Origin of the sequence: Maricaulis sp. (genome assembly GCF_048269565.1) — a bacterium.
Taxonomy (GTDB): domain Bacteria; phylum Pseudomonadota; class Alphaproteobacteria; order Caulobacterales; family Maricaulaceae; genus Maricaulis.
Genome location: NZ_JBLXIK010000006.1, coordinates 65,354 through 85,089, shown reverse-complemented (window position 1 = coordinate 85,089; position 19,736 = coordinate 65,354). Strand labels below are relative to the sequence as shown.

Annotated in this window: 18 protein-coding genes; 1 reads left to right on the top strand and 17 read right to left on the bottom strand. The window is 64.3% G+C overall.

Annotated elements, in window-relative coordinates; genetic code table 11:
• Nucleotides 1–2: 2 nt before the first annotated feature.
• From ACN0YL_RS11980 to ACN0YL_RS11900, 17 genes are all read right to left on the bottom strand, one after another.
• Entirely contained in the window at nt 3–833 is an 831-nt protein-coding gene (locus ACN0YL_RS11980) for an enoyl-CoA hydratase-related protein (protein WP_417498140.1), read from the bottom strand.
• A gap of 118 nt (nt 834–951) precedes the next feature.
• Nucleotides 952–1,305 carry an ArsR/SmtB family transcription factor gene (locus ACN0YL_RS11975; RefSeq protein ID WP_417498139.1) on the bottom strand — a complete coding sequence of 118 codons (354 nt, stop codon included), beginning with the start codon at nt 1,303–1,305 and terminating at the stop codon, nt 952–954.
• A 103-nt stretch (nt 1,306–1,408) separates the two neighbouring features.
• Nucleotides 1,409–1,903 carry a hypothetical protein gene (locus tag ACN0YL_RS11970; protein ID WP_417498138.1) on the bottom strand — a complete coding sequence of 165 codons (495 nt, stop codon included), beginning with the start codon at nt 1,901–1,903 and terminating at the stop codon, nt 1,409–1,411.
• Nucleotides 1,893–2,624: a type II secretion system protein N gene (gene gspN / locus ACN0YL_RS11965; RefSeq protein ID WP_417498137.1), complete on the bottom strand. Its 732-nt coding sequence runs from the start codon at nt 2,622–2,624 to the stop codon at nt 1,893–1,895. The genes ACN0YL_RS11970 and gspN overlap by 11 nt, the downstream gene beginning before the upstream one ends.
• Nucleotides 2,625–2,628: 4 nt before the next feature.
• Nucleotides 2,629–3,126, bottom strand: coding sequence for a type II secretion system protein GspM (gene gspM, locus ACN0YL_RS11960; RefSeq protein ID WP_417490577.1), 498 nt, complete (start codon nt 3,124–3,126; stop codon nt 2,629–2,631).
• Nucleotides 3,123–4,349 (bottom strand): type II secretion system protein GspL, encoded by a 1,227-nt coding sequence (gene gspL / locus ACN0YL_RS11955; RefSeq protein ID WP_417490576.1) that lies wholly within the window; start codon nt 4,347–4,349, stop codon nt 3,123–3,125. The genes gspM and gspL overlap by 4 nt, the downstream gene beginning before the upstream one ends.
• Nucleotides 4,349–5,335 carry a type II secretion system minor pseudopilin GspK gene (gspK, locus tag ACN0YL_RS11950; protein ID WP_417498136.1) on the bottom strand — a complete coding sequence of 329 codons (987 nt, stop codon included), beginning with the start codon at nt 5,333–5,335 and terminating at the stop codon, nt 4,349–4,351. The genes gspL and gspK overlap by 1 nt, the downstream gene beginning before the upstream one ends.
• Nucleotides 5,332–5,994: a type II secretion system minor pseudopilin GspJ gene (gspJ, locus tag ACN0YL_RS11945; RefSeq protein WP_417498135.1), complete on the bottom strand. Its 663-nt coding sequence runs from the start codon at nt 5,992–5,994 to the stop codon at nt 5,332–5,334. The genes gspK and gspJ overlap by 4 nt, the downstream gene beginning before the upstream one ends.
• The gene (gspI, locus tag ACN0YL_RS11940) at nt 5,991–6,368 is read right to left on the bottom strand and encodes a type II secretion system minor pseudopilin GspI (protein ID WP_417498134.1); all 378 of its coding nucleotides are present in this window, start codon (nt 6,366–6,368) and stop codon (nt 5,991–5,993) included. Before gspI ends, gspJ begins: the two co-directional genes overlap by 4 nt.
• The gene (gene gspH / locus ACN0YL_RS11935; RefSeq protein WP_417498133.1) at nt 6,365–6,859 is read right to left on the bottom strand and encodes a type II secretion system minor pseudopilin GspH; all 495 of its coding nucleotides are present in this window, start codon (nt 6,857–6,859) and stop codon (nt 6,365–6,367) included. Before gspH ends, gspI begins: the two co-directional genes overlap by 4 nt.
• Nucleotides 6,856–7,308, bottom strand: coding sequence for a type II secretion system major pseudopilin GspG (gene gspG / locus ACN0YL_RS11930; RefSeq protein ID WP_417490571.1), 453 nt, complete (start codon nt 7,306–7,308; stop codon nt 6,856–6,858). Before gspG ends, gspH begins: the two co-directional genes overlap by 4 nt.
• A 10-nt stretch (nt 7,309–7,318) precedes the next feature.
• The gene (gspF, locus tag ACN0YL_RS11925) at nt 7,319–8,560 is read right to left on the bottom strand and encodes a type II secretion system inner membrane protein GspF (RefSeq protein ID WP_417490570.1); all 1,242 of its coding nucleotides are present in this window, start codon (nt 8,558–8,560) and stop codon (nt 7,319–7,321) included.
• Nucleotides 8,547–10,094 carry a type II secretion system ATPase GspE gene (gspE, locus tag ACN0YL_RS11920; RefSeq protein WP_417498132.1) on the bottom strand — a complete coding sequence of 516 codons (1,548 nt, stop codon included), beginning with the start codon at nt 10,092–10,094 and terminating at the stop codon, nt 8,547–8,549. The genes gspF and gspE overlap by 14 nt, the downstream gene beginning before the upstream one ends.
• A complete protein-coding gene (gene gspD, locus ACN0YL_RS11915) occupies nt 10,057–12,012 on the bottom strand; it encodes a type II secretion system secretin GspD (RefSeq protein ID WP_417498131.1) in 1,956 nt (651 codons plus the stop codon). Before gspD ends, gspE begins: the two co-directional genes overlap by 38 nt.
• Nucleotides 12,012–12,800, bottom strand: a complete 789-nt coding sequence (locus ACN0YL_RS11910; RefSeq protein WP_417498130.1) for a type II secretion system protein N — start codon at nt 12,798–12,800, stop codon at nt 12,012–12,014. Before ACN0YL_RS11910 ends, gspD begins: the two co-directional genes overlap by 1 nt.
• Nucleotides 12,801–13,079: 279 nt before the next feature.
• Entirely contained in the window at nt 13,080–15,752 is a 2,673-nt protein-coding gene (locus tag ACN0YL_RS11905) for a TonB-dependent receptor domain-containing protein (RefSeq protein ID WP_417498129.1), read from the bottom strand.
• Between the two features lie 76 nt (nt 15,753–15,828).
• The gene (locus ACN0YL_RS11900; protein ID WP_417498128.1) at nt 15,829–18,678 is read right to left on the bottom strand and encodes a hypothetical protein; all 2,850 of its coding nucleotides are present in this window, start codon (nt 18,676–18,678) and stop codon (nt 15,829–15,831) included.
• A 678-nt stretch (nt 18,679–19,356) separates the two neighbouring features.
• Between ACN0YL_RS11900 and ACN0YL_RS11895 the strand changes: the two genes are divergently transcribed.
• On the top strand, nt 19,357–19,704 hold the full coding sequence (locus tag ACN0YL_RS11895) for a UrcA family protein (RefSeq protein ID WP_417498127.1): 348 nt from the start codon (nt 19,357–19,359) through the stop codon (nt 19,702–19,704).
• The last annotated feature ends 32 nt before the right edge of the window (nt 19,705–19,736 follow it).

The window sequence follows — 19,736 nt, the reverse complement described above, 5'->3', positions numbered from 1 at the left end:
GCTCAGTCCGCCGGGCCGGTTGCCGGCGGCGTGACCAGCGGTGCAAATTCGGCCGCCCGTTTCTCGGCCCGCGCGACCAGCGCCTCGCCGACTTCGGCGGGTGCAAACATGCCGGCATTCCAGTTGGCAATGAATTTCAGACCATCGGCAATCGTCGCATCACGCGCATTTTGCAGGCTGCGCTTGATCCCCGCGACCATCAGCGGTGACTTGCCGGCGATGCTGTTGGCGATCTCGAGCGCCCGGGCGCGGCAGGCCTCGTCGCTGGCTTCCACCGAAGCAACCAGTCCATAACGTGCCGCCTCGGCGGCCGGCATGCGCCGTCCGGTCAGCGCCAGATCGGCCATCACGCCGTAGGGCAGGGCGTGCACGCCACGCTGCAGGCTGCCGAGATCGGCCACAATGGCGATATTGCTTTCCTCGATGCCGAAACTGGCATTCTCCGAACAGACCCGGATATCGCAGGCCAGCGCCAGGTCGAGACCGCCGCCCAGACAGGCACCCTGGATCGCCACCACGACGGCGAAATCGGTCTGCTCCAGCCGGGTCAGCGCCTCTTGCAGGACCAGAAGGTTGGAGCGGAAGCGCAGGCGGTCATGCGCGGTATCGCTGCCGCCCAGGGCCGTGAAGGCATCGGTATCCATGCCGGAACAGAAATGCCGCCCCTCCGCCTCGATCACCAGGACCCGGGTCTGGCCGGCGCGGTCGAGCGCATCAATCGCCCCGGGGAAGGTCTGCCAGAACGCCGCGCCCAGCGCATTGGCGCGCTCCGGACGGGTGAAGGTGAGACGGGCGATCGGCCCGTCCTGGACAATTGAAAACGGCTCGGACATCGATTCACTCCGGCAGGGTTGCGTGGGTCTGCCCTATCCTAGCAGGCCGGAACCGGTCACGGGAAACCGTGCAACGCAGCAATTCCCTGCGGTTTGAATGTCGGCTTGAGGCCAGATTTCAGACGCGCGAGGACGCCGCCTTGGCCGGCGGCACATCCGCCTCGAATTCCTGCCCGGTGAGTTCCGGCGACGCGCCAAGCACATTCGACAACATGGTCTCGACCAGCCAGCGCGTGCCGGCCTTGTCGGCCGCGTAGAACATGAATTGCGAGCGCCGCTCGGCGCGGATCAGGCCAGCGCGTTCCAGGGTCTGCAGATGACCGGTCATCGTCGATCGCGGCACCGCATAGTGAAACGCCAGATCCCCGGCGGAAACGGCCGTGGGGAAGCGCGCGCACAGACGCCGGAACAGGTCGAGGCGAACCGGGTGGGACAGGCTGGCCAGGGCCGTGATGGTTTTGCGATCAGTCATTGCGGCAAATTGCCGTGACAGCATGACCATCGCATTGAATTTTCGTGAATGTTTTGCGACGCGCCGCAATACCGGCCTGGCCCGGCGGGCCCCATGCGGCGGATCATGGCTGACGGCAGGAATAATGCCCCAGGACCGGGATCACCCGGCGGCCATCGTCGGCTTCGACGAGGCTGAAGACCCCGCGATTCAGACGCAGCCCCTCGGCAATGACCTCGTTGAACTGGCCGGAAATCACCACCTCGCGGACCGGGCCCTGGCCCGCGAAACGCCGCTGATAGGCATCGCCGACCACCAGCGCCCCTTCAATCACCGGGCTGGCCCGGTGAACGGCCTCGCCCTCAACCAGAAACACGATCTCGCCGCGCGTCAGGTTCTCGAAGGCGAGCAGCTCATGCCCGCCACTGGCGCGCCACAGGAAAACGCCGCATTCCCCGGCCTGCAATCGCTGCGGGCCCAGCCCATCCGTAACCGGCGCCGGTCCGGCGGCATGGGTCTGCACCGGTTCGGCAGCCGGTGCCGCAAACGGTCCGACCGACTGGCAGGCCGTCAGCGCGAGACCGGCAGCGATCAGGCTGGCAATGGCTTCAGCGCGCATGGTCCGTCACCCCGTTGCGGCGCCAGATATTGGCCGTCTGGACGAAACCGGTGAATGCCAGGGCATTGGCAAGGTCAGGATTGGCGGTCTCGACCCCGATCTGCCACTCGCTCGATGCTGCAGCCACCAGCGCCTCGGCCTCGACCGTCATGTCGGCGCTTTCGCCCGAGACGAGCACCGCCAGGCGTCCATCGCGGCACCGCACCGGCCCTGTCATGTCCGGCAGTGCGACACCAAAGGCCTGGGCCTGGCCACCGGGAATGGAGGCGTTGATCTCGCCAGCCGCCTGCGCGCAGGCTCCGCCGCGATAGTCCAGCCGCTCGATCGAAATATCCACCAGCGCTGTCTCCGTCAGACCTGGAATCGGCCGGATCCCGAGCCGGTCAGGGGATGCGGCCAGCCGGGCATGGCTTACACTCCAGTCGCCGCGCCCATCAATTGCCGCCTGGCCACGCCCGCGCAGGCCGGGGTCGGTGATCACCCAGTCGGCCCTGGCCCGGCCCGTGAACAGGGCCAGCGGGTGGAGACGGATCTGGACCCGGCGCAGCGGTTGCCCGGAGATCCGGGCGCCGCGCACACTGCCATTCCACACCGTCCCGTGAATCTCCGCCCGGCTGAGATCAAGCCCGGGCCCGGCAAGACCCAGCACCAGTTTCAGCGGCAGAAAGACGACCAGTCCGACAAGGAGGGCGAGCAGGAATGCGATGGTGATCCGCAGCATCGGTTCAGCCTCCCTGCCGCGCGAGAACCAGGTTGAGCTCGATCTGGCCACCATCCTGCCGCGCCATGGTCGCCGACATCACCTCGACGCCATAGCGGCGCTCCAGATCAATCAGCCAGCTCATCGCCGCGCCATAATCGGCGCGATCAACATGCACGCTCAACCGGCCATCGGCGGCCGGCACAATACCCGCGATGGCGATCCGCCGCGTCGTCGCCGTCAGCCCGACAATCGTGCGCAATGGACGCGCCGCCTCGCTGTCCCCGGGCGCACTGGCCGGCAGGGCCGTATAGGCCTCGAGATCGTCACGGATTTCCCGATGCCGTTCGACGGCAGCGGCAAAGTCCTGGCGGGCGGCCTCATGGAAATGCAGCACCGGATTGACCACGAGGCTGTATCCGGCCCAGCCAAGCACAAGGATGGCGAGCCCGGCCAGCATCGCCTGTTCGCGGCCGCTTCGGGCCGACCACAGGCCGGTGAGCATATTGATGAAACCGGTCATGGGACCCTCAGAATGAAATCACCATCGACCCCGGCGCTGCCGTCGCGGGCGCCCTGGTCAATGATCTCGATATTGCGGCCACGCGCGTCCTCACCCATCGCATCGAAATCGGAAAACTCGGGATAGCGCGCCGAAATGCTCAGCTCGGGCCGTGAGATGTCGAAGCGAACGGCCTGGATCTCGATGGCATCATGATCGGCCGACAGGGTCGACAGCGCGGCCAGCAGACGCAGAAAGGCATTACCACCCTCGCCGCCCTGCTGGCTGGACAACCGGTCATCCAGGATGCGCCGGGCCCGTGCCGGATCAAGTGTGCCGGCAATGCCGGGGAAGGCTTGCTGTACCCGCTCGACACTGACGGCATCATATCGCGAGGCCTGGTGGCGCAGATAGAGCCCGTCGCCAATCTGGTAGAGGCCGGCACAGAGCAGGAGGGCTGCGGCCAGCGCGGCAGCGCGGGCAAAGACCCGCGCCGCGGCGAGCCAGTCAGGGCCGGCGCCGGAGCGGTTGCTGATCAAGGGGGGGAACTGTTTCCAGTGCGACTCCGTCAGCGCACTCGCGGCAAGGTCGAGCGGAAGGTCGCGCAGGGGGCGGATGCTTTCGCCCGCCAGCCCCAGCGCCGGCGAGACCGCCAGCGGTCCCTCGGGAACCGATGCAGCCAGGCCGGGCAGCAAGACATCGAACATGCGGCTGTCACAGGCACCGCCGGCTGCGCGGCCAGACTCGCGCGCTTGCTTGCCATACAGGTGCAAGACCCGGCCGCGTTCATAGCGAAGGCTCAGTGCCGCATCGTCTTCCGCGATCAGCAGACAATCGGGCACGGTGTGAACGGATCCGTGCAAAAAGGGCTCACACAGTTCGCGCCAGGCCGCGATGCGCGAAACAGCGGCCGCGAATACCCAGCGCTGTCCATCCGCATCCGGCGCACCAATGATGACCTCGACCTCCTCCAGACGGGAGGCGAGCTCCTCTTCGACCAGGAAGGGGGCGGCCTGGCGCGCTTCGCGTTCGGACCGGGTCGGCAATACCACTTGGGTCGCAAAGACGTCTTCGCAGGGCAGCACGATGATGGTGCGCCCGACGGTCTCCAGTCCGGCATGCGCCTGCAATGAGGCGGCATTGTCGCCCGAAGCGGCACGCGCTGCAGCGTCGCGCGGGTCATCAATCAGCGACCAGCGCAGGCCGCCATCAGGCAGGGGAAACAGCACAAGGTCCTGGCTCATCAGTATATTCCGTGTCGTTGCGCCAGCCGGACCACCCGCTGGCTGCTGCCGGTTTCCACCTGCTCGAGCAGGCGATAGCGAACCCCGGCATAGTCCACCGCGATATCGATTTCGAAGCGATGTGAGCTGACGCCAATCTCCGGACGCTCGGCGGCATCAAGCTGCAGCGCGGCAATCAGCTCGCTGGTCCAGAAGGCACCGATATCGGCATAACCGGCGGCCGGGCGCTGCAACAGCACGGTCTCGGCCTGGGCGCGCGTCAGCGCACCATCAAAGGCAGCGACCAGCAGCGGAACCTGGTCCAGACGCAGCGTATTGATATCCAGCGCCACCGGGCTTCGTGCCGGAAAGGCGCAGAGAAAGGGCGCGATACGGGCGTAGATGTCAGGCGTAACGCCAGCAACCGACCGCAATTCACGGGCCTCGGCCATCGGCACATTAGCGGTGCGGTAGTCGCGGCCGGCGCGCAGATAGATCTCGTCCTCGCCGCCGGAGGTCACCGGCCGGCTGTCGCTATCAATCCAGTCCGCCGCCGATGCCGCAATCCGGCTGGCCTGGGCGGTGGCGATGCCCAGCTCTTCCATCAGCCGCACAAATCGCCGCTGCTGCGTCGCATCGGCGCCCGACGCGGCGTCGCCGGTGACCGCGACCAGCGCGTTGAGATTGAAACAGTTGTGGCCGTCGCGGACTTCGCCCGCCAGTTGCCCACCCTCGATCGGAAAGATGCGCGGTGTGCCGAGCCAGTCGGCATTGGGGCGGAAGACCTGTTCGGGCTCATTGAGCGCGCGTAGCAGCAAGGCCTCGGAATAATCCCGCGCGCCCAGGGCATACCAGTATGCCTGGTCACGCGCGTCGAGATTGCTGGCCCGGCGCAGCGAAAAACGCATGTCCGTCGCAATCCCCAGCGCCAGCCCCGACATCAGCGCCACCAGAAGAATGGCGGTGATCAGGGCCGCGCCGCGCTCTTTGTCCCGCGCCCCGGTCATGTTGCCAACCCCGGACCGGAGCCCATCGCGATATGTTCGATCTGGCCGAGACCGGCCAGCTGGTAGCGCAGGCGCACGGCGCGCGGCAGGATCATGGCGGAATCGGTGGCGATCGCCGGCACGACCAGCCGCGCGATCCAGTTGACGCCGACCAGAACGTCAAGCTCGACCGCGCTGACGCCATCAATCAGCACCTGTTCGCGAAAGCCATCCTCCAGCCCGGCATCGGGATGGGCCCGGACGCGGCGCACGATCTGTTCGCCCCGCAGGAGGTATTCGACCCGAATCAACGAGCTGCGCGACTGGCTGCTGCTGGTATCGGGCGCGCCGCCGCGGGTCAGGATCAGCAAGGTCGTCTCGGCCGTGACCACATCGCCGCGACGCTCGATGCCATTGCGTGCGGCCGCGAACAGGATCGGATCACGTGCGCCGCTTTCATCGCGGACGGAACGCGCCGTCAACTGGCCGATATCGTCGCGCAGGACCACCCGCAACCGGTCGATGGCGCCGGCACGGTCCAGCGCCGCATCGACCCGATCCGAGCCTTGAACACTGGCCGACAATATCGTTACCGAGACGCTGGCCACCAGGGCAAAGACGGCAAAGGCGACCAGGATTTCCAGGAGGGAAAAACCGGCATCGGAACGCGCGACACTCATCGGCTGCTCCCGCGCCGGAAGGTCTCGATCCGGGCCAGTTCACGCCCGGATTCCGCGCCAGTGACCACCAGCAGCACCCGTTTGAGGTCCCGGTCCGTGGTCGGCTCCAGCTCAAGGGACCAGGCATAGCGGGTTCCAGCCATGTCATAATGGCCGTCGACATCGCCGCTCAGGGCCGGCGCGAGCAGCGCCTCATTGAGCAGGTTTTCCGCAGCCAGTGTGGCCAGGCTGCGCTCCTGGATCATGGCCGCATTGCGCGTCGAACTCTGCATCAGGCTCAACATGGCCAGACCGCCCAGTGCCAGCACCACAACCGCCATCAGCACCTCGATCAGCGAGAAGCCGGACTGGTAATGTGTGGCAGGCGCGCTCATCCCGCAATGGCCTCGGCGCGCAGCCGGCCCGCATCGTCAAGCAGGATGGCATAGCTGCGGCCATCCTCCTCGAGCACGATGCGGAAAGGCTCATTGAGCCCGGCCGGATCAAAGAAGACCGCCGGATAGGCAATCACGCCTTCGGGCCGCCAGGCCACGGCTATCCTGTCGCTGCGCAGATGCATGTCGCTCTCGAAGCCGCGTGGCTGCAGGGTCGGATGATTGCGCAGCGGCTGCCATTGGCCGTCAACAAGATTGCTGAAGGCATAGCCATCCGCCGTCAGCGCCAGGCCAACGGGCTGGCCGGACATCACCGCCTCCTGCTCTGCCTGGTGCAGGCGCACCACGAGGCGCTCCGCTTCCAGGCGCAAGGGATCGCGCTCGGGTCCGGCGCCGAGGGCAACGGCGGTAGCCATCAGACCGAGAATCGAGACGGCAACGAGAACTTCCAGCAGGGAGAAGCCTGCCTCTTTCACACCGGGCCGGGTCATGCGCCGCTCTCCCAATTGCCGATATCGGCATCCAGTCCCTCGCCGCCTTCGCGGCCGTCACGGCCAAGCGAGAACACGTCGAAAACACCGTGCTCGCCGGGATAGGCGTATTGATAGGCATTGCCCCACGGGTCAGTCGGGAGGCGGCGGATATAGCCCTCCTCGCGATAGGCGGCGCCGCGCCCCTCGGGCGGTTCAACCAGCGTCTGGAGGCCTTCTTCCAGCGTCGGATAGCGGCGCGCATCGAGCCGGTAGGCATCGAGCGCCTGCTCCAGCGCGGCGATATCGGCCGAAGCCTTTTGCACCATCGCCTGGTCCTGGGCGGGCAGGACATTGATCACCACAATCGTCGCCAGCAGGCCGATGATGGAGATCGAGATCATGATCTCGAGCAGGGAAAACCCGGCTTCGCTTTGCGCGTTATCGCGAACATCTTCATGCGGGGTCATCAAAACCTCCCTAACCGAGAACAAGCGTGTTGAGTTGCAGGATGGGCAACAGGATCGACAGCACGATCAGAACGACCATCGTTCCCAGGACGAGGATGATCCCCGGCTCCAGCAGCGACAGGCCTATAGTGATGGAATTGTCGATGTCCTGGCCAAGCTGGTCGGCGGCGCGCCCGAACATTTCGCCCAGGCGGCCCGAGCGCTCGCCGGCCGCGACCATGTAAACGACCAGTGAGGGGATCCAGCCACCGCGGGTGAGCGCGTCCGACAGGCCGCGCCCGCTTTCGATATCGCGCACCACGACAGCCACCATCTCGCGAAAGGCGTGATTGGAACTGGCGCGGCCGGCGGCGCGCAGAGCGTCGGGCAGGACAGCGCCCGAAGTGATCAGGATCGACATGGTGCGGGCGAAGGCCGCGGCCTCAACCTGACGGAAGAAGGGTCCGATCAGCGGCAGGCGCACCACATGGGCATCGAACAGGCGGCGAAAGCCCGGCTGACGAAAGGCATAGCCGAAGGCCAGGCTGGCGCCGGCCAGGATCGCCAGTATCCAGGGCCAGCCGGTCGCGAGGCCGTTCGATATCGCGATCATCGCGCGTGTCAGGACCGGCAGGGTGACGCCAAGTCCGGTGAATTGCTCCGCGATGCGCGGCACGACCAGCAGCATCAGCATCGTCACCACGCCAAGCGCGACCACGGCCAGCACAGCCGGATAGACCAGGGCGCCGACAACCTTGTTGCTGACCGCCTGCTCGGCCTCGAGATGGTCGGCGAGCCGCGACAGCACCAGGCCGAGACCGCCGCTGGCCTCACCGGCCGCGATCAAGGCGCGATAGACGGGCGGAAAGCTTCCCGGTTCGGCGGCCATGGCATCAGCGAGGCGCTTGCCTTCGGTTACGCGGGCGCGCACGGCCATCAGGATCCGGCGCATGGAATGTTTCTCGAGCTGGCGTCCGACCAGGGCCAGTGATTCCTCGACCGGCATGCCGGCATCGACCAGCGCCGAGAGCTGGCGGGTCACCAGCATCAGCTCGCGTGTACTCAGATCACGCGGCCCCACCAGGCCGCGCCAGGATCCGGGCGCCCGCGCGGCGGCGGGGCTGCCGGCGCGCGCATCGGTCCGGCGCACGGCCAGCGGTGCCAATTGCTGCTGGCGCAACTGGCGCCGTGCGGCGGTTTCCGATTCCGCCGTGATCAGGCCCGTCGTCCGGCGTCCGGAGCCATCAAGAGCGCGATATTCAAACGCCGGCATGGCGTACGCTCCCCTCATCCCGGCACAGCCGCATCACTTCGGCCAGGCTGGTCTCGCCGCCAAGCGCCAGCCGGGCGCCATTCTCGAACAGGGTCTGGCTCTGGCGGAAAGCATGGGCCGCCATCGCGCTTTCGCGGGCGTCCTCATGGATGAGGGTGCGCAGGGTCTCGTCGATCTCGACGATCTCATAGATGCCGACCCGCCCCTCATAGCCCAGCGACTTGCATTTCGGACAACCGGTCGGGCGATAGAGCACCGCATCGGCATCGGCGCTGATCCCCAGAAGCTCGCGCTCGGCCGCATCGGGCGCATAGGGTTCGCGGCAGTCCGTGCACAGACGCCGCACCAGGCGCTGGGCAATGATCGCGGTCAGGGTCGAGGCGAGGAGGTAGGACTCAACGCCCATATCGCGCAGGCGGGCGATCGCGGCGACGGCGGAATTGGTGTGGACGGTCGAGAGCACGAGATGGCCGGTCAGGCTGGCCTGCACCGCAACCTCGGCCGTCTCGCCGTCGCGAATCTCGCCAACCATCACGACATCGGGATCCTGGCGCAGAATGGCGCGCAAACCGCCGGCGAAGGTCATGCCGATCCTGGCATTAACCTGGGTCTGGCCGATGCCATCGACCGCGTATTCGACCGGATCCTCGACGGTGAGGATATTGCGCGACTGGTTGTTGAGCTGGTTGAGCCCGGAATAGAGCGTCGTCGTCTTGCCCGCACCGGTCGGGCCGGTGACCAGGATAATCCCATTGGGCTGGGCCAGGGCGCGCCGGAAGGCCGCGAGCACGTCAGGCGACATGCCCAGATCGGCAAGTTCAAAACGCGAATCCGAATTGTCGAGCAGACGCAGGACGACCCGCTCGCCATTGCGCGACGGCAGGGTCGAGACCCGGATATCGACCGACTTGCTGCCCAGCGACAGCGATAATCGTCCGTCCTGCGGCAAGCGCTTCTCGGCGATGTCGAGCCGGGCCATGACCTTGATGCGCGAGACGAGGAGTTTCGACAATTTCGCCGAGACGCTGGCCGCCTCCTTCATCACTCCATCGATACGGTAACGGATGACGACGCGATCACTAAACGACTCGACATGCACATCCGAGGCATGCATGCGCACCGCCTCGGCGATCAGCCCGTTGATCAGGCGAATGACCGGCGCATCGGAAGAATCGTCGAGCAGGTCTTCCGATTGCGGGATCTGGTCGATCAGGTCGGACAGGGTCTCGCCCTGCGTGGTCTCCTCCAGCTCGGACTCGTCGAGACCGGCATAGGCATAGAGATCGCGCAGCAGCTGGTCATATTGCGGCACGCCCATCTCGGTGACCGGATAGCTGGCACCGACCACGCGCCGCGCCTCGAGCAGCCGCCGGCGATCCGCACCGGCACGCACGACATAGCGCGGCGCATCGCCGGGCATGAAGGTGATGCCCGCCTGCCGCGCGAAAGCGTAGCGGATCGGAGGAAGAGCGGTCGGGGCAGCGGTCTCGGCCACGTCAGTCCTCGAGGTCCAGCGGCTGGGTGGTGGTCGCATTCATCATGCTGATCAGCGCTTCCAGACTGCTCGCGCCCTGGGGATGCGACAGGCGCTGCTGGCCGGTGATGTAGTCGTAGCGCCCCTCGGTGACGGCGCGCATATCGGCGGCGTCGCGGATAATCGTCGGGCGGATGAAGATCATCAGATTGGTGCGCCGGGTTGTGCGGGTGCGCGAACCGAACAGATGGCCGATCGCCGGCAGATCGCCGAGCACGGGCACGCGGGAGTGGCTGGAATCATCATCCTGCTGGATCAACCCGCCCAGAACGATGATCTCGCCATTGTCGGCGAGCACGGTCGTGGTGACCCGGCGCTTGTTGGTGACCAGGTCGGTGGAATCGCTCACCACAGTGCCGGCAATGCTGGAAACTTCCTGCTCGATATAGAGGCGGACCGTGCCGCCCTCGGTGATCTGCGGACGGACCATCAGTTTTACGCCGACTTCCTCGCGCTCGATGGTGCGGAAGGGATTGGAATTATTGTCGCCGAGCGTCTCCCCGGTGGTGACCGGGATCTCCTGGCCGGAGATGAAACTGGCTTCTTCATTGTCCATCGCCAGGATGGACGGCGTCGCGAGGACATTGGAGTCGACATCATTCTCGACCGCGTTCAGGACCAGGCCGAACAGGGCGCCATTGCCGAGCTCGCCACCCAGCCCCAGCGCGGCGCCGCGGGCGCCGAGCAGGGATGCCAGCGCCGCCTCGCGCAGCGCGTCAGCGGTCGCATCCGGATCGTCGGTGGTGCCGCCAGGCACGGCGAGCGCACCGGAAAGCGCGAGCAGGTCGGGGCTGGAGGTCGAGTAGCGGGTGAAGGCCAGCGGTGTCGTGCTGTCATCGCCGCCGGCCAGCATCATCTGCACGCCCAGCTCACGCGCGGCACTGTCCGAGATCTCGACGATGATACCTTCGACCAGCACTTGCGGGCGCCGGACATCGAGCTGATGAATGACCCGTTCGACCTCGCGCTGGACATCGACGCTGGCATTGATGACCAGGGAATTGGTCGGGGCATGGTGGGCAACAGTGGGACGCCGGTCGTCGGGTGAACCCTCGCTCAGAGCACCGACCATCTCCTCCAGGATCGGCAACAGCATCTCGCCATCGGCATTGTTGAGATAGACGACGCGGAAACCCTGGTTGGACACGCTCGCGACATCGACCCGGCGCACCAGCGCCGCCATCGCGCGCACTGCCTGGGCCGAACCGCGGATCACCAATGTGTTCGACGATGGCAACGGCGCGATCGTGACGCCGTTCGCGCTGGCGCTGTCGCCGCCGCCGGACCGGGCGTTGAGACGCTGGATGATGACACTCATCTCGGCGGCCGAGGCATTCTCGAGTTCGACCAGTTCGAACACCGAGGTGTCGCGATCAAGATCGCGCACGACCTCGCGGATGCGCTGCATGTTTTCGGCGAGATCGACGACGACCAGGACATTGCTGCCCTGAGCCGCATTGACGCTGCCCTGCGCATGCACGATCGGACGCAACACAGCCAGCGCATCCTGCGACGTGGCGTGTTGCAGATGGATCACCTCCGTCGCGTATTGATCACCGCGAATGCCGGAGTTGACCGGGCTGACCGAACGGGCACCGGCCTGGTCCGGGACGATCTGGTAGGCCCCCGATGCGGTGGGCACCACGACATAGCCATGCACGCGCATGGTGGAGAGAAAGACCTGGAAATACTCGGCCGGGGTCAGCGGCGTTTGCGAGGTGATCGTCACCCGCCCGCGCACCGATGGCTCGACGATGAATGTGTATCCGGTCACGGCCGAGACATCGTCAATCACGGTCTGGATATCGGCCTGGTTGAAATTGACGACACTGTCCTGGGTCTGCGCACGAGCAGGCTGCGCAGCCAGAATTGCCAGCACGGCGAGGCTGGCCGCGATCCATTTTGCAAAAGCGAACATCAGGACAAATCCACCTGGAGGGTCAGCGGCACACCGCCGCGCCGGATTGAAAGAGAAACGGTTTCACGCCCTTCCAGACGTTCAAAAACCTCGGCAACATCATCGGCTTCGGCGAGGACCTGGCCATCAACCGCAAGCAGGAGATCATCGCGCCGCAAGCCCAGGGCAGTGAGGACGATTTCCGATTGCGCGGCCATCCGGTAACCCAACAGGGTCCGCCCCTCGAAAACGGGCTCAAGACGGAACAGATCGCTCGGGCTTGAACCGGCGTCCGCCATGCGATTGCCGGCAACAGGACCGGCCTGCGCCGCGGTTCCAGCCGGGCGCTGTGGTTCACGCAATACCAGCGCTTCCAGTGTGCCCCGGCGATCGATTACCACCCGGTCCGCTTCAAGGGAGTGCAGGCGGACGCCGTCGACAATTTCGTCGCCGGGCTGAAATCTCTTGTCCTGGCCATCAGGCGTTCTGAGAAAGGCAACGCCATCGTCTGCGGTGAGACCGGTGCGGATCCCGCGCACCACCAGATCGAGCCGGCTCTCGGGTATGGCCGCAATCCTTGCCGGAGTCGGCGCGGCCAGCGAGCGGCTGGCGAAGAGATCGGCGGACGGCAGCCGGTCAATGTCCGCGACGAAGGGTACGGCGCGGCCCTGGCCGCCGGTTGCGGCCATGTCGTCGAACTGGAAGTTTGCCGCACTGGCACCAAAGGCGATGAACCAGATCGCGCGGGCCAGTAACAAACCGAACAAGGCAGCCAGCACGGTCTCGAGAACCCGGGCGGCAAGGGTCAATCGGCGATGGAATGCCGGAGCAGAAACCGGGGCTTGCGATGTGCCACTCATATTGATCTTGCCCACAGCATTGTCGGTCCCCGCCCGCCCCGCAACGATGCGGGCGGCAGGCTGACCTCACCTGGCAACCCGATTACACGCGACTCCCGACAGTTCTGCGACGCCAGCATGACAGTTTCGCAACACCGCGAAAATCCGACCCGGACTGAGAGAATGACGGATGGCCGGGTAAGGACCGGCATGCGGGGCGGACCCATAGGTCCGCCCCGACGAGCTGGTTTACCAGGTACGGCTCACCGAGACGCTGAACGTGGTACCCAGATCATAGGTATCGACAGCGAGTTCGGTTCCGCCGGCATTCTGGGTGGCGCTGTAGCCGTCACCGAGAATATTGCGGACGGAGAAACCGACATCCCAGTCCGCTTCCGCGACATTGATCGTGCGGCTGTAGACGAAGTCGAGCGATGACGGGACCTGCTCGACGATCTCGGGGAGACTGTCGGACAGGTTGGCCACGGCCCGGGTCCGGTCACTGACATAATTGTAGAGCAGTGCACCGCGCGCCCGGCCGTCGAAGGTTTCGAAACCGACCTGGACGTTGAACAGATGCTCTGACTGGCCCTGAAGGGCGCGGCCGTCTTCAATGAAGCCGGCAGCGTTGAGCACCAGCGCCTGCGGGTTGCCGAAGGCACCCTGGGCGACAGTGACCGTACCTTCGCCGGACACTTCCGACTGGATGTAGGTGTAGTTGGTCTTCACGAACCATTCGCGGTCATTGAAGAAAGGCTGGTCCCAACGATCCGAGAAGTCGAAGGTCTTCTCATACTCGAACTCGGCCCCGGTCAGGGTCGCGCTCGGTGCGTTGATGAAGGAGGTATTGAGGCCATCACCGATCGGGATGATGAATTCCTCGATCGGATTGGTCAGCTCCTTGTAGAAGGCGCCGACGGTGACGAATTGTTCCCGGCCGAAATAGTATTCGAGGCGGGCGTCATAATTCGTCATCTCGGTGTTTTCCAGGTAGGGATTTCCCTGGAAACGCTGATCGGTGTCCGTGTTGAAGAATTCAGCAAAGGCCAGCTCGCGGAATTGCGGGCGGGCGATTGTCTGGGAGTAACCGGTCCGGAGCTGGAGATTGTCAGCAAAGGTCCAGGTCAGCGTCACGGCCGGCAGGACATAGTCTTCCTGCTGCTGGGTCTCGACCAGGCCGCTATCCGCCGCACTGGCCGGGAAAGCGAAGGTGTCGACACTCAATTCACCGTCTTCGAAGCGCGCCCCGAAAGCGGCCCGTACGAAGTCGGTCAGTGCAACATCGGCGCCGACATAATAGGCATCGACATCAAGCTGGCCGTGATAGGCCTCCGGCAGCGAGAGGCCGCCGGTCTCGATGAGGCGCAGACGCTCATCCGTGATGTTCTGGTTGGCAAAGATGTAGTCGATACGGCTGCTCAGCAGGTCGGACGGGATGCCGACCGAACCGGGTGCGAAGGAGAAGCGGCGTGTCCAGGCATCGCGTTCGCGGCTGGTATTGGCGTAGCCGGCCGTCAGCGAGACGTCCATCGAGCCCAGCTCGACGGGAAGTTCAAGATCGACGCCGTAGTCAGAGGTGTTGTCTTCAACCTCGGAGAAGGAGGTCGAGTTGCCATTGGCCGTGCCTTCATAGACGTAACCGGTATTGGTGTAGGCATAGTCGGAACTGCGCTGGTAGGGTGCATCGCGGGTCGCGGTCGCGTCGGAGATCCGCCATTCGACCGACAATCCGCCGAGACTGTCAAACAGATGCTCGCCGGTCAGCTGGTTGAACAGGACCTGACGTTCGAACCATTCGGTGCTGTCGGTGCGGAAGACGCCATTGGCACCCGCATTGAACTCTTCCTCGATGCGCGCTTCCTTCGAGGTCGAGCGCAGCGCCATGGTCAGGAAGTTGATCGAATGGTCGTTGTAGAAATCAACACCGACCGACACCATTCCGGACACGTCGATCGTGTTTTCGGTGCCGAAGAAATTATTGATCCCCTCACCGGGAAGGGCGATGCCCGAACGGTCGGCGAGCGGTGGTCCGTTTTCATAGACCAGCTCATCGCCGGCGCCGATCCGGCCCTTGCCGCGCTGACCCTCACGCGTCTCCCAGGCATTGCTGTACTGGGCCGCCGCGATCACGCCGAGCGAGAAATTCTCGAAGTCATAGCGATCACCGGCATTGAACGAGATCGAGCCATTGGCGTCGGTATCGACATTCTGGACGACCCAGAGCTCGGAATTGACGAGCGAGCGGCCGATGGCCTGCTGCTGGTCGGCGGGCAGGTTGTTGCCGACGCGTGTGGTCTCGAACACCGAGGCCAGTTCGGCCGGAATGTCGCGCAGACCATCATCATAGCCCATCCAGTCCGTGTCGGAGCCGTGATAGGTGATGCCGCGATTTCCGGTGGTGACCGTGTTGAAGCTGCCATCGACACCGGCGGTGAAGAAGCCTTCTTCCGGCAAGGCCGACGTCTCAATGCCGATGACGCCGCCACCAAATTCACCGGGGAAACGGGGCGAAAAGGTTTTCTGGACGAGGACATTCGACAGGATATTCGTCGGGAAGATATCGAGCGGAGCGGCGCGCCGGAATGGTTCAGGCGACGGCATCGGCGAGCCGTTGAGCAGCGTGTTGGAGTAGCGTTCATTGAGACCGCGGACGACAACAAACCGGCCCTGGGTGGTCGACAGGCCGGTGATCCGCACCAGCGCACCGGCGAGATCGGAATCGCCCGTCGTGATCAGGTCGTCGATCGAGAGGGACGCCGAAACCTCGGAGGTCACGCGGCGGGCTTCCGGGATATACTGATAGCGCACCGTGATGACTTCAACATCACTGGGGCTTTCCGCATCCTGCGCGAGCGCAGCGGCCGGCACCAGCGTCGTCGACGCAAGCAGTGCGGCCATGAATGCCATACGATTCGTTTTCATCTTCATCACCGTGAGACTTCGGTTGAACGGAACCTGCTCCCGGCCGGCATGAGCCGGCCGGGCCTGAGGTCGTGCGTTACGGAGTGACCTGGAAAGTCCAGCCCTGGTACCAGGTGTCGCTGCTGTCCTCGACGGCACCGATATAGGTGACCGGTTCGAACCAGCTATCGAGCGCGTTGACGTCGGTCGTAGTGACCGCCAGCTCGGTAGCCCCGGGAACAACACCGGTGGAACCCGGGATGAAGGTGAAGCCGCTCATCGAATGGGTGATCTCGGCATTGTTGGCCTGACCGAGGAACCAGGTCGACAGATCGACTGGATCGCCGGCGGTTTCCGAGAAGTTCGTCAGGCAGTCGAGCGCCACCGATTGCATCACCAGGTCTTCGTCGCCGGCAGCGCCGCTGGCGCCGATGCGATCGAAGGTCTCGCTGTCGTCGACATCGAGACATTCATTCCCGAAATCGATCACGATGCCATTATACAGCTCGCCCGCGGTTCCGGCGCGGATCAGCATGCCCTGGTCGGAGTCGTTCGACCCGGTGCCGTTGCGGCGGCCGATCAGCGTGAAGTTGGAGATGCGCGGGTTGGAGCGCGGCAGCAGGGTATTGTTCGACGAACGGTTGTCGTACTCGAAACCCTGGTCGCCATCGTCCGACTGCTGGACGATCACGAACTGGGCGCGGCCGATCCAGCCATCGGTGTAATCCATCGAGTCATCCGAATTGCCCGTCAATACCATGTGACGCAGATCGACGGCGCCGCCGAACATTTCGATGCCGTCATCCTGGTTATTGTGGACCTGGACGTAATCGACTTCCGTGCCGCTGCCGACACCCTGGAAAGCAATACCGTTGAGCTCGTCTTCATTATTCACCTTGAAGCCGGCAAAGCGGACCTGGGTGTAGAAGATATTGCCCGAGTCATCCGTTGGATCGGCTCCACCGAACAGGCCGGACGAACCTTCGCCGGACTTTTCACAATCGACTGTGCCGCCCGTTGCAGTGCCATCGATACAGGCATTGATTGGTGCACGGCCGTTGATGACCAGTCCGCCCCAGAGGCCGATTTCGGCAGCGCCGACGGTGCCGTCGACATCGGCACGCGCCGTCATGACGACGGGCGCCGTGCGGGTGCCGTTGGAGCGAATGCTCGAACCGCGGGCGACCACGATGTAGTCGGAGCCCGCCGAGCCAAACACTGTCACACCTGGATCGATGGTCAGCTCAACCTCGATGCCCGAAGGCGCTGGCGTGGCGGCATCGGGACCGCGGTCAACACCGACGAAGACCGGACCGACGAGTTCATACACCGAGCCACGGGTCAGATGCAGATCGGCGGTCACATTGCCGGTGATCTGGCAGATGCGCTGATTGTTGATGACTTCAGCGGATTCGGTGGTGCCGGTCGGGCAGCCCGGATCGGCGAAGAGATTATAGGTCCAGCCGGCAGCCCAGTTGGAGGCAGCGCTCTCGGTATCCGAGAAGGCACCGATATAGCTGGTCAGGTCAAACCAGGGGTCGAGGGCGTTGACGTCGGTGGTGTTCACCGCCAGCTCGATTGGTCCCGGGAAGACATCCGACATGGAATTGTCGATCTCGGCATTGTTGGCCTGGCTGAGGAACCAGGTGGAGACATCGACCGGATCGCCCGTCGATTCCGAGAAGTTGACGACGCAGTCGAGAGCAACCGACTGCATCACCAGATCTTCATCGCCGGCAGCGCCGGTTGCGCCGATACGGTTGAAGGTCTCGGTATCGTCGATGTCGAGGCATTCATTGCCGAAATCGACAACGATGCCGTTATACAGCTCGCCGGCGGTCCCGGCCCGGATCAGCATGCCCTGATCGGAGTCGTTGGAACCGGTGCCATTGCGCTGACCGATCAGCGTGAAGTTGGAGATGCGCGGATTGGAGCGCGGCAGCAGGGTATTGTTGGACGAGCGGTTATCGAACTCGAAACCCTGGTCGCCATCGGCAGACTGACGCACGAGCACGTATTGTGCGCGGCCATTCCAGCCATCGGTGTAATCCATCGAGTCGTCGGAATTGCCGGTCAGCACCAGGTGGCGCAGATCGACGGCACCCCCGAACATCTCGACGCCGTCATCCTGATTATTGTGGACCTGGACATAGTCGACTTCCGTGCCGCTGCCGACACCCTGGAAAGCAATACCGTTGAGCTCGTCTTCATTATTGACCTTGAAGCCGGCGAAGCGAATCTGGAGATAGCGCAGCGTGCCCGAGTCATCAGCCGGATTGTCGCCACCGAACAGGCCCGAAGAACCCTCGCCCGATTTGACGCAATCGACACTGCCGCCAACGGCGGTGCCATCGATACAGGCATTGATCGGGGCGCGGCCATTGATGACCAGGCCGCCCCAGAGACCGATTTCATTGGCACCAACCGTGCCTTCGATGTCGGAGCGCGAGGTCATGACGATCGGCGAGTCCGCCGTGCCGGCTGCTTCGATGCGCGAGCCGCGTGAGACAACGAGATAGTCGGAACCGGCAGAGCCGAACAGGGTCGCGCCAGGATTGATGGTCAGCGTCACCGTCGATCCGCCGGCGGCTTCACCCAAGGGCTTCTGCGGCGAGGCGCCGTCATCAATGCCGACGAAAACCGGGCCGGTGATGATTACGCCGGCATTGGCCGCGATCGTGGTGTCAGAGGTGATATTGCCCGTGATCTCGCAGGCATTGATCGTGACCGTGCCATTGGTGATGCTGGCTTCGCGGATCGAACCGGTGCCGCAGCCGCCGGCCGGGACGAGATCAATGACGGTATTGCCGGTGCTGCCACCGCCACCGCCGGTGCCGGGAGGCGTCCCGACATTGGTATCGCCTGGCGACGAGATGGACGTGTCGGAACAAGCCGCGAGCAGCGCGCATGCGGTACCGGCGAGAAGCAGTTTACGGAATTCGTGCATCGGCATTTGAGGGACCCCCTGGAAAAACCTGTCACTGCGGGAACCGGCCTTTGCGCGGCCCGCTTCGCAACAGGCCCTATAGAGGCGATGTGACACCGACATGACGTCACAATCCCCCGCCACATCCGCAGGCACGCGGATGTTCGGCATGTTGTCGAATTCGCCATTTCGGAAATTTGGGAAGAATGCACTATCGGTTCGATGTCTGCAGAGCGGATACCGCCCTCGGGGCGGATCAGCGTTTCAAGTTGAATTTTTTGTGACGCACGCAATGGACCGTCTCGGTCAGCCAAACCGCGGCTCCGCCTGCCACGGCACGCCCGGCGGGCGGGGTCCCGGCCTGCGTCCCGCGGCCGATACCCGGCCATACCGGATCGGCAACGCAACCCGGCGAGCTGTGGATAACGGGTCCGAACCGGGCCGGGAATTGGGCTGACCTCTCGTTGACGACGCGCCCCTCACTCCTGCGGTCCGCCCAATATTCCGGGGTCGTTATTTCGCGAAATCAGGCAGCAAGCACGTTAAGCCGTGGATTCGAGATGGGTTTTTGGTTCTGGATGAATGGCAGACCCACTGGGTTTTAATCCGTAAACGGAAAGTGTAGGATTATGACAGTTCGATGTCACAAATCAAAAGCAAACAAAGCAAACAAAGCAAACAAAGCAAACGGAGAGAAACATGAAACACGGTATTCCTGGCCTGGCCATCACAGGCGCCGCCCTGATGCTGGCTGCAACAGCACCGGCCGTTCAGGCCCAGTCGAACGCAGTTTTCACCTTCAGCGCCGAGCAGGCCTCCTTGCGCAATGATGAAGCGGTTCGGGAGACCTATGACCGCCTTGTGTCCCAGACCCGCGCCTATTGCGAACAATTCAATCTCGGAAACATGACCTCGCAATGCGAGCAGGAAGTGCTGGTCGCCGCGGTGACGCAGGTCGCCAATCCGAGATTCACAGCCTACCACACCGCTCGCCTGTCCGATCAGGCCACGCCCCGGCGCCAGCAATCCCCCAACCCGACCAGCTAGTCAGCTGAGCAGGCCCGCATAACGAAAACACC